General features: G+C 65.5%; 8 protein-coding genes. 6 read left to right on the top strand and 2 right to left on the bottom strand.

The window, feature by feature from the left end; translation table 11 throughout:
- Window positions 1–734 (top strand): LysM peptidoglycan-binding domain-containing protein (locus QCD75_RS20980; protein WP_301231432.1); only part of this gene is annotated, 734 nt, incomplete at its 5' end.
- Between the two features lie 125 nt (window positions 735–859).
- Window positions 860–2,131, top strand: a complete 1,272-nt coding sequence (locus QCD75_RS20975) for a MinD/ParA family ATP-binding protein (RefSeq protein WP_301231431.1) — start codon at window positions 860–862, stop codon at window positions 2,129–2,131.
- 331 nt (window positions 2,132–2,462) lie between these two features.
- On the opposite strand, the gene QCD75_RS20970 is transcribed toward QCD75_RS20975, so the two are convergent.
- Complete coding sequence (locus tag QCD75_RS20970; protein ID WP_301231430.1) at window positions 2,463–3,161, bottom strand: SGNH/GDSL hydrolase family protein; 699 nt, start codon at window positions 3,159–3,161, stop codon at window positions 2,463–2,465.
- Between the two features lie 446 nt (window positions 3,162–3,607).
- On the opposite strand from QCD75_RS20970, the gene QCD75_RS20965 reads away from it, so the two are divergent.
- A complete protein-coding gene (locus tag QCD75_RS20965) occupies window positions 3,608–5,566 on the top strand; it encodes a S8 family serine peptidase (RefSeq protein WP_301231429.1) in 1,959 nt (652 codons plus the stop codon).
- 91 nt (window positions 5,567–5,657) lie between these two features.
- Window positions 5,658–6,392, top strand: a complete 735-nt coding sequence (locus QCD75_RS20960; RefSeq protein WP_301231428.1) for a GAF and ANTAR domain-containing protein — start codon at window positions 5,658–5,660, stop codon at window positions 6,390–6,392.
- Window positions 6,393–6,832: 440 nt separating this feature from the next.
- Here the strand turns inward: QCD75_RS20960 and QCD75_RS20955 are convergent, their stop codons facing one another.
- Window positions 6,833–7,765: a LysR family transcriptional regulator gene (locus QCD75_RS20955; protein WP_301231427.1), complete on the bottom strand. Its 933-nt coding sequence runs from the start codon at window positions 7,763–7,765 to the stop codon at window positions 6,833–6,835.
- 106 nt (window positions 7,766–7,871) lie between these two features.
- Between QCD75_RS20955 and hisD the strand changes: the two genes are divergently transcribed.
- Window positions 7,872–9,191, top strand: a complete 1,320-nt coding sequence (gene hisD / locus QCD75_RS20950; RefSeq protein ID WP_301231425.1) for a histidinol dehydrogenase — start codon at window positions 7,872–7,874, stop codon at window positions 9,189–9,191.
- 26 nt (window positions 9,192–9,217) lie between these two features.
- Window positions 9,218–10,030 (top strand): ABC transporter substrate-binding protein, encoded by an 813-nt coding sequence (locus tag QCD75_RS20945; RefSeq protein ID WP_301231424.1) that lies wholly within the window; start codon window positions 9,218–9,220, stop codon window positions 10,028–10,030.
- The last annotated feature ends 52 nt before the right edge of the window (window positions 10,031–10,082 follow it).

The following is a 10,082-nucleotide window of genomic DNA, read 5'->3' as shown; positions in this document are numbered from 1 at the left end:
CCCCGGCTTCAGAACCGGCGCCTGCCCCGGCTTCAGAACCGGCGCCTGCCCCGGCCACCTCCGCGGTCCCGGTCCCGGCTGAGGCCATTTCCCCAGATGTGCCCGGCCCGGTTCCTGAAGCCCAGGCTCCAGAGGCTGCGGCCGGGGGCGCCGCATCTGAGCCATTACCGGCAGCCGTCCCGGAGCCAGCCGCCGTCAGTCCCGACACCAACAAGTACGTCGTTGTGGCAGGTGACACTGTCAGTGCCATCGCAGCGCGTTTCGGCGTCACCGTCGGTGAGGTGCTTGCAGCCAACGGGCTGGGGGCGTCCGGCCTGATCCGGCCCGGCCAGACCCTGATGCTCTCAGGTCCTCCGCTGGAGCCGGCCGGACCATCGTCAGCAGTACCGTCAGCTGTTCTGTCAGCGGTGCGCACCATTTACGTGGCAGGTTCCGGCGGCCAGGCTCTGGTGGACCGGTGCATCGGCCCGATCCACTTCACGCCCACGGATCCCTACTCCCTCTTCATCGTCGAACACGACACCTGCGGCGGGTGGGCGCGGTTCTCGGGGATCGGCGTGGGCGAGACCGTGGTCATCGCCGGCTACGGCACATACACCGCGACCGGCCGGGGTCAGGTTGCCCTGGGCAGCACCACCAATGCAGTCGCCGCCTTGTTCGGGGGATTCCCCCGGGCGATCCTGCAGACCTGCGTCCCGGGGACCACCGTGATGCTGCTGATCGCCCTGAACTAGGCCGGATGGGCATGGGCGGATGCCCCCTGGTCCGCTGACTATTGCGTCTGCGCCTAGAATTGCTGTTGGACCAATTCAAACGAGCACCGCAGCGGCCAGCGCTGTGAGTCCCAGGGGGGACAAACATGCCCGAACCGGTGGACAAGCAAACAGCCGACACCTCCGTCGATGAGGAGAAGCCCGAGCGCCGCCGCCGGGACCGCCGCCGAGGCGGAGCCCCCGACGCCCTGACAGGAACCATGCCTATCATCACCAGCGACGGTGTTCCGCCGCGCCGTCCAGTCCGAAGCAGCTCCTGGGCCGAGGCGGCAGCCGCCGCGGACGCCCCGTCAGGTCCGGCCCGGCCCCCGGTTCAGCCCCAACAGTCCGCCCCCGCGATCAGCCTGCCGGCAGTGCCGGCCACCGCGCCGGCGGTCCCCGCGCAGCCCAGCCGTGCGGCTACCCGTGCGGCTGCCCTCGCTGCCCCGGCGCCGGACTTCATCAGCCCGCCCGGCCTCTTCGTCCGCGAGCAGAGGCCCCGGCCCGTCGGCGGCTTCCGCGGCGCCCTGTACAAGATGACCGGGGGAGGCCTGAACCTCGGCCCGAGCGCCCGGCAGCGCGAAGAGGACGACCTCGCCCGGCGCATCTCCCGCCAGCTGCAGGGCAGCTACAACACCGCCGTCCTGAGCCTCAAAGGCGGCATCGGCAAGACCTCCACCACGGTGGGCGTCGGCCTGACCCTGGCCGAATTCCGCGGGGATTCGCCGTGCGCGATCGACGCCAACCCCGATTCCGGGGACCTCGTGGAGCGTGCCCTCGGCGAGGGCATCTACCAGCAGCAGAGTCCGCGCACCATCACGGACCTCCTCAAGAACGTCGACTCCGTCGATTCGCTCACTGCCCTGGCCCGCTACATGCACCACGCCGGCAGGCTTCACCTGATCGCCGGCGAGCAGGATCCCGAGGTTTCGGATTCCCTGACGGCCGAGGAATACCTGCGGATCCGCAAGCTCATCTCCGGCTACTATTCAGTTGCACTCACCGACTGCGGCACCGGGGTCACCCACAATGCCATGAGCGGCATCCTGCAGTCCGCGGACAACCTCATCATCGCGGCAGGCTATGCCGTCAGCGGCGCCAAGCGCGCCCGGAGCACCCTGCAGTGGCTTGCCGGCCACGGCTACGAGGAGCTGGCACGCAACGCCGTCGTCGTCATCACCGACAAGGACGAGGTGTCCTCCCGTGTCGACAAGGACGCGATCGAGGACCACCTCTCCGGCATCTGCCGCCAGCTGATCGCCGTCCCGCACGACCGTGGCGTGGCCGACGGCGACCTGGTCACCCTCGACGCGCTCCGGCCCGAAACCCGGCGCGCCTACCGGGAGATCGCTGCCGCCATCGTGGACGGGTACGTGTAGGGCGTGTCTTGTCTTGGTGTAGGAAGGTCTCAGGAAAGTCTGTCGAGACCGTATCCTGCCTGGGCGATAAGGTCCTCCCGATCGAGGCGCGACAGCTCGGGTGAAGGGTCATCACACACGACATGGTGCCCCACGAACCGGCGCACCGCTTCTGATAGACGTTTCATACATCGACGCTAGAGCTGGGGGCAGTGCCTCAACAGAGTGTGCGGTACCCGATCAATTCCCGACTTCTACTTGGGTGTATCTCGCCGGCCTCTGCTGCCAGCTGATCACCGTCCCGCATGACCGCAGCGTGGCCGGCGGTGACCTTGTCTCGGCCGAGCGGCGGCTACCGCGCCGCGTCTGCGGTAGCCTCGACAACTAACTTGGCGAAATCAGCATGGCCTGCTGCGGTCAGGTGGAGTCGGTCCGGTTGGAACTCCAGATCCCAGCCGAGGGCCGAGACGTACTGCCGCCCGGTCTCGGAGGCGGCAGTACGCAGGGCCGCGTCGATGCCGTCAAGGTCGTTTTTCGATGGCGCGTTGGCAGGTCCCAGTAGAACCACGTTGGGGACACTGCCCAGGTCACGGAGGACGGCTACGGCGGCTTCACGAACCTTGTCCGGACTTGCCTCACTGTCGTTCAATCCGCCCTCCACAATGACTATGCGGGGACTCGCGGCAAGGATGCCGTCCACACGGGAAGCATAAGTGTCGTCGCCGCATGGTCCGCCATTGGTGAACCCGGTGCCGCCGATTCCGTCCACATACGTCTCCCAGCCCTGGGCTTTGCCGATCAGACGGGACCAACCCTCATCCGGGGAGTCCAGCCAGTCCCCGGCAACGTAAGAGTCACCCAAGATCGCAACCTTAGGGGTACCCTCGCTAACCTTGACGGCGCCACCGTTGATGCGGCCGGCGCCAACCCGTGCACAGTCGGCAGCTTTCGACGTCGGGCTGGAAAACTCGCGCACCGCGAAAGCCGCGGCACCGGCCACGCAGAGCGCGGCAACGATGGTCAGAATGATGCCTCCGGTATGGCGCTTCACAGGCAAGACTTCCCCACGATCAAAAAATGAGATCGTCCTAAGCATAAAGCCGGCTCGGAATGAGCGGAAAGCCTGCGGAAAACCTTGGCAAAAGTCGATTAACTCGTTGTTAGCATCGACTTGGACGCGGAGATCGCGGTCTCAAAATCTCCGCGTTTGGGCGCCTGGCGGTCGACGCTTGGCCCTAGGACGCCCGAATGGTTTACGTTTCCCGACCCTATCCCCGTGTTGTTCTGGCCGGAGTTCTCGCGCTGGTAGGCGCGGCTCTGGTAGCCATTCCTGCTCAAGCTGAAGCCGTGCGCCCGCTGCCGGCCGCGCCCCGGCCGACGGCAACAGCAGACCCTGCCGCGTCGACCGATCAGTTCATCGTCAAGTTCAAAGAAACCGCCGGTATTAGTTCTGCTGACCGGCGAGAATCCTATGCACGCGCCGAAGCTGAGGTCGGTGTGCCTGCGAAGGGTTTGCGCCCCGCGGCGAATGGCGCCGAGATCGTTGGCACAGACAGGGCGCTGGACCCGGTTGAAGCAAAGGACTTCCTGACGAACCTGCGGGCAAACCCGGACGTGGAGTATGCCGAGCCGGACGCGCTGATGTATCCGATGATCGCGGATCCCAACGACCCCTACTACTCCCTGCAATGGGACCTGTGGGAGGAGCCCGGCGGGATGCGGATGCCGGGGGCATGGTCCGTCACCAAGGGCGACGGCGTCGTCGTCGCGGTGATTGACACCGGCATCACCGACCACAGCGACCTGAACGCGAACGTTCTTCCCGGCTACGACATGATTTCCAGCGCTGCCAAGGCCCGCGACAACGACGGGCGTGATCCCAACCCGCGCGACGAAGGCGACTGGACGTCCGACGGCCTCTGCAGCGCCGGCGCGAGCGGCGGTCCCTCCTCCTGGCACGGAACGCGAGTCGCGGGAAGCATCGCCGCAATCGCCAACAACGGGCGCGGCATCACGGGGGTCGCTCCGGGGGCGAAAATCCTGCCCGTCCGCGCGCTGGGCTCCTGCGGGGGCTACACCTCGGACATCGCGGACTCAATCATCTGGGCGGCTGGCGGAGCTGTCCCGGGCACTCCAACAAATCCGAACCCCGCCCGCGTCATCAACATGAGCCTGGGCGGCACTGCCGCCACGTGCTCGGCGACCTACCAGAGCGCCATTGACTTCGCCTACAACCGGGGATCTGCGGTTGTTGTCGCCGCTGGCAACTCCAACAAGTCAGCAGCCGACGTGAGCCCCGCGAACTGCCAGAACGTGATCACCGTGGCGGCCAGCGGACGGACCGGCCAGCGCGCCCCGTATTCGAATTACGGGACAGCTGTGGATGTGACCGCCCCCGGTGGTGACCTCTCGACAAATGCGCAGGGCGGCATCGCCTCCACCATCAACACCGGCACAACCGGACCCGCCGCCGAGGACTATGCCTACACCGTGGGAACGTCCATTGCGGCCCCGCACGTCGCAGGGCTGGCCGCGCTCATATTCGCCAAGCTGGGCGCGAGTGCTACACCCAAGGACGTCGAGGACCGGATCAAGAACACCGCACGGCCCCTGGCCGTGGCCTGTCCTGAGGGCTGCGGCGCCGGGCTGGTTGATGCAACGAAGGCCCTCGATTATGGGGCCCCTGTGCCGGGTCCGGCGATGCGGTTGAATGACTTCACGGGTGACGGCAAGACGGACGTGATCGCCCGGGACGCGTCCGGTGAGCTGTGGCTGTACCCCGGGACGGGGGCCGGCGGCTGGTTCCCGCGGATCGACCTTGGAGCGGGCTGGATCGTGATGTCCACGATCGTCAGTGCCGGTGATTTCAATGGCGACGGCAAGGCGGACGTGATCGCCCGGGACAACAGCGGTGAGCTGTGGCTCTACCCGGGCACAGGAACCGGAGACTGGTCCAAGCGGCAGGACCTGGGTGGAGGATGGAACGTGATGACCTCCATCGTGGCCCCGGGTGATTTCAATGGGGACGGCAGACCGGACCTGATCGCCAGGGACAGCAGCGGTGAACTGTGGCTGTATCCGAACAACGGGGCCGGCGACTGGCTTAAGCGCGTTGACCTGGGCGGCGGGTGGAACATCATGAGCTCCATCGTCGCGCCGGGGGACTTCAACGCCGACGGCAAGGTGGACCTGGTGGCCCGCGACACCACCGGCCGGCTGTGGCTCTACCCGGGCAACGGGCAGAACGAATGGTTCACGCGGGTGGATCTCGGAGCGGGCTGGAACACCATGGACGCCATCACCGCTCCCGGTGACATGAACAGCGACGGCCGCCCGGATGTGATCGCCCGCGACACCACCGGGGAACTCTGGCTCTACCCGAACAACGGCAGGGGTGACTGGTTCGCCCGCATCGACCTCGGCGGAGGCTGGAGCCCCATGAGTGCCATTCTGTAACCCCCAGTCCGAAGGAGGGGCGACGCGGCCGCCGTCGGGGTTTCGGATGCAGGCGAGTTGTTTCGCGCCGGGGACCGACTTAGATTGAGGCATGACCAACAACGCCGGTGACGACGCCGTCCTGCAGCTGCAGGACCTCCTGATGGGTACTGAGAACGTCGAGGACTTCCTTGGCCGGCTCTCTGAATTCTCCGCGGCCACGCTTAGCAACGCCGCCGGCGCCGGGATCGAATGCGGCGTGACGCTGCAGCGCCGCAAGAAGACCATGACGGTGGCCGGGAGCAGCCCCCGGGCCGTCATCCTGGACCGGATTGAGCAAAGCCTCGGCGACGGGCCCTGCATCGAGGCGCTGCGGACACGGTCGATGGTTCTGCTCGCCGACGTCGGCACCGATCCGCGCTGGCCGGCCTACCAGCAGCAGCTCGGAGCCCAAGGCGTCCGCAGCACCCTCGGCGTGCCCCTGGAAATCGGCGCGGACGCGGCCGCGGCCCTGAACTTCTTTGCCCCGGGCACCGGGATCTTCACCCAGGACATCATTGCTGAGGCGTCCGGCTTTGCCGACCTCGCCGGCCGCTCCCTGCGCCTGGCCGTCCGGATCGGCACCGAACAGTCCCGGGCCGCGGATCTGAAGGCCGCCATGGAGCACCGCACCTCGATCGACCTGGCCTGCGGGGTCATCATGGCGCAGAACCGCTGCTCGCAGGAGGAAGCCATGGGCATCCTCACCCGGGTCTCCAGCAACAGGAACCAGAAGCTCCGCGACGTCGCCTCCGATATCCTCCGGAACCTCACCGGCGGGGAAGCCCGGACGCACTTCGAGGCCTGAGCGCCCGCGATAGGCCGGCCGGTTCGGCGGACATATAGGGGCCGAGACCGGCGCCGGAAAGCCGAAGCAACGGCCGGCCGCCGAATCGGCGAAATCCGCGCGGGCTGGTCCTCCAAAACAAGCAAGTAGTCGGTGACGCGACGACGAGTACTCTCCACTCTGTTGCAGCACCTTCCCGATCGCGCAGTGTTGGTCGAGCGGGTGAGATGCCTGCGCAGCCGGGGACGGCTGTGACGCTGAGTTGGGGAGATCAGATGAGCACCGGCAACAACATGACTTCACGTAGGGAGCTGCGTTCCGCGCGGCGACGGGCCCGGCGATTGGCGCAGCTTTCTGGGCTGGCTGTCCTCGCTTCCGTCACGCTCACGGTTGTCTACCTCGTTTTGGCCCATCCGTTCTAGGAACATGTAAGGGCCCGAGCGTGGGCCCCTACACGTCTTCTAGTGCGGAGGCCCGAGCCTGATGTCTTGTCCTGGGGTCACTTTGGACAGCAGGGTGCGGGCGGCCATCTGGGCCATCTTCCGTGTCGCCGGTGAGAGGTATGCGCCCTCCCGCTGAATCAGCGCGATCGTGTCATACAAAGGTTCCACAAAAGGGACGGCGTGGACGTTTTTCGGGAAACCCGGCCCGCGAACGATGGCTTGGGGAACAAAGGTGCCTGCCGCCCCGGCGGCTACCAATCCCAAGGCGGTATCGACGTGCTCAACCTCGATGGCGGGCTCGATCTTCAGCCCTTTGAGGCGGGCACGCTCCAGAATCTGCCGGCGGGTGGGGTCACTCCAGCCAGCGAAAGCGTCATAAAGTACAAGCTTTGACTCCGCGAGTTCCTCGATTGTCATGGGGCCGCGGGAAGGATGCCGGGTAGCTGACACGAAAAAGACTTCGTCCCTGAAAAGCGTCCTGACCTGAAGACCTGCTTCTGTCACCGGCAGCACGATGAGCCCGGCTTCAATTTCCCCTGATGCCACGGACTCCGCGACGGTCACGGAGTTCAGGCCCACCAGGCGGACCTTCACCTTGGGATACCGGCGGTGGAAGCGCTGCACCAGATCGGCAAGGTCATAGTGGGCGCCGTACCGCAGCACTCCGAAGGTGCAGACGCCCCCCTCCAGCGACGACATGGATTTCAGCGCCTCCACGCCGTTGTCGAACGACGTGACGGACTGAAGTGCGTGCACCTGCAGTTCAACAGCCGCCGTCGTGGGAATAAGGTGCCGCCCTCCACGGGTAAAAAGGCTGTGTTCCAGTTCGTGTTCGAGCCTGCTGATGAGTTCCGAGACGGAGGCCTGGCTTGTTTCCAACTTCTTTGCCGCGGCCGTGAAGGAACCAAGTTCGTAGGCTGCAAGGAAGGCCCGGAGTTGCGCAAGAGTCATGGTTTCCCCTCGAGGTCAGAACCGCTCTAAGCACAGGGTAACCCTATGGCAGGCACTTGTTTAGGTCCGGTTGTGCGATGAGATCCCGCCCCGTACCTTGTTGTCCATGCACCTCACTGAACGTGACAAGGCTCACATCCCGGGACAGTTCGTCACCCTGAAGAGCCCCGGTGTGGAGGACGTTCCGGCCCAGCGGCTTCCCGAAGTTGTGGCGACTGTATCCGCGATGCTCGGTGACATTGAGACCAACGGAATGGACGCCGTCGTCAAGTATGCCGAACAGCTGGACGGGTGGCAGGGCGGGAGCCTGGAGATCAGCCAGAAGGAGCTCGCCAAGACCGGTGAGGTGCTGTCCCCGGAACTGCGGGAGGCGCTGATGGCCAGTGCCGAGCGAACCAGGCTGTTCGCGGTGGAGCAGCGCGAACACCTCACCGACTTTGAAGTGGAACTTATACCGGGCGTCTTCACGGGACAAAAGTACGTTCCCGTGGCACGCGTCGGGGCCTACCTTCCATCCGGCCGGTTTCCGATCCTTGCCAGCGCGTTCATGACAGTGGGGGTTGCCAAGACCGCGGGTGTCCGCAACGTCCTGGCCTGCACGCCGCCCACCGCTGCGGGCGGCGGCAACCCGGCAGTGTTGTATGCCGCGTACCTGTCCGGCGTTGACCGGGCGTTCGCCCTCGGCGGGGTGCAGGCCATGGCCGCCATGGCCTTCGGACTGCTGGGGGAGCAGCCTGCGGACATCCTGGTCGGGGCAGGAAACGCCTACGTTACAGAGGCCAAACGGCAACTCTTTGGACGCACAGGCATCGACCTCCTGGCTGGTCCGTCCGAGGTCGCTGTGATCGCCGATGAATCTGCCGACGCCGAACTTGTGGCCGCTGATCTCCTAGGCCAAGCCGAACATGGCCCGCAGTCGCCGGCGTCGCTGGTGACCACCTCACACGAGCTTGGCGAGGAAGTCATCCGGCACGTCAATAAGCAGCTGCGGACGTTGGCCACACGAGATATTGCCGGACCCGCCTGGCGGGACTACGGCACCGTCTACGTGGCCGAGGACCGTGAAACGGCAGTGCGGATCATGGACCTGCTGGCACCGGAGCACCTGGAAATCCAGACCTCTGACGACTCCTTCTACCACGAGAACCTGCAGAACTACGGCTCCATCTTCCTGGGGCCGTGGTCAACAGTGGCTTACTCCGACAAGGGCTCTTCCGGCACGAACCACGTGCTGCCCACCGGAGGGGGCGCCCGCTCATCGGCAGGGCTCTCCGTCTCCCGGTTCCTCAAACCGCTCACCTTCCAGCGCGTCGAAAAGAGTGCAACTCCGCGTTTGGCGAATTACGTCTCCACGATCTCCGACACCGAAGGAATGGCCGCCCACAAGGCCACCGCCACTTTACGGCTCGACCGCTTCAACCGATAGAAATCCATCCCTAGCAAAGGCACCTAATGTTGAAAACAAAAATTCTCCGCAAGCGTTTCGCGGCATTGGTGCCCATGGGCGTCGCAGTGGCACTCGCCATGACAGCTTGTGGCTCAGGCGGCGGCGGCGCCAGCAGTAGCGGCGGAGAGCAAAAGACCATCACCATCGCAACGTCCAACGACGCCCCCTTCTCCTTCACCGACCAGGCCACCGGCGAGCTCAAAGGCATCGACGGGGAGATGATCAACGCCATCGCCGAGGCAAAGGGGTGGAAGATCAAGGTCTTCACCTCCGAGTATGCGACCCTGATCGCGGCGCTCAACGCCAAGAAGGCCGACGCGATCGTGGATGCCATGTACATCACCGATGACCGCAAGAAGCAGATCAACTTCACCGACCCCTGGTACACCGAAGGCGAAGCCATGGTGGTCCCGGCCGATTCCACACTGGCATCACGCGACGATGTGAAAGGCAAGGTGCTCGGCGCGCAGACCGGCACCGTGTTCAAGGATCTCGTCGACAGCCTCGGCGGCAGCCAGGTCAAGCTGTTCGACTCGCAGGCTGCCCTGCTCGCCGCCGTGGAAAACAAACAGGTTGATGCGGTCTTTACCGACAGCGCCGTCATCGGCTACAGCCTGGTCCAGAAGCCCAACCCCAAGCTGAAGCTCGTCTCACCCTACGAGCCCTACTACCCGGGCATCATCGGGGCCGGCGTGCGCAAAGAGGATACGCAGCTGCTGCAGGACCTGAACTCCGGACTGGCGGACCTGAAGAAGACACCCAAGTACCTCGAGATCCTGAAGAAGTACGGGCTGGGCGAAGCCAACATGGCCAAATAGGTTCCAGATTCCTGCGGGTGCGGGGGGGGGGGGGGGGGGCGCCCCCCCCCCC

This window comes from Arthrobacter sp. PsM3 (genome assembly GCF_030433895.1).
In the GTDB taxonomy this organism is placed as follows: Bacteria; Actinomycetota; Actinomycetes; order Actinomycetales; family Micrococcaceae; genus Arthrobacter.
Note: the sequence above shows the minus strand (reverse complement) of the source record. Positions and strands in the feature narration are given on the sequence as shown.

What these genes read in the sequence shown, in the direction of transcription:
- hisD (WP_301231425.1), top strand. Translation starts at nt 7,872, where the DNA reads ATGCACCTCACTGAACGTGACAAGGCTCACATCCCGGGACAGTTCGTC.
- QCD75_RS20960 (WP_301231428.1), top strand. Translation starts at nt 5,658, where the DNA reads ATGACCAACAACGCCGGTGACGACGCCGTCCTGCAGCTGCAGGACCTC.
- QCD75_RS20955 (WP_301231427.1), bottom strand. Translation starts at nt 7,765, where the DNA reads ATGACTCTTGCGCAACTCCGGGCCTTCCTTGCAGCCTACGAACTTGGT.
- QCD75_RS20945 (WP_301231424.1), top strand. Translation starts at nt 9,218, where the DNA reads ATGTTGAAAACAAAAATTCTCCGCAAGCGTTTCGCGGCATTGGTGCCC.
- QCD75_RS20975 (WP_301231431.1), top strand. Translation starts at nt 860, where the DNA reads ATGCCCGAACCGGTGGACAAGCAAACAGCCGACACCTCCGTCGATGAG.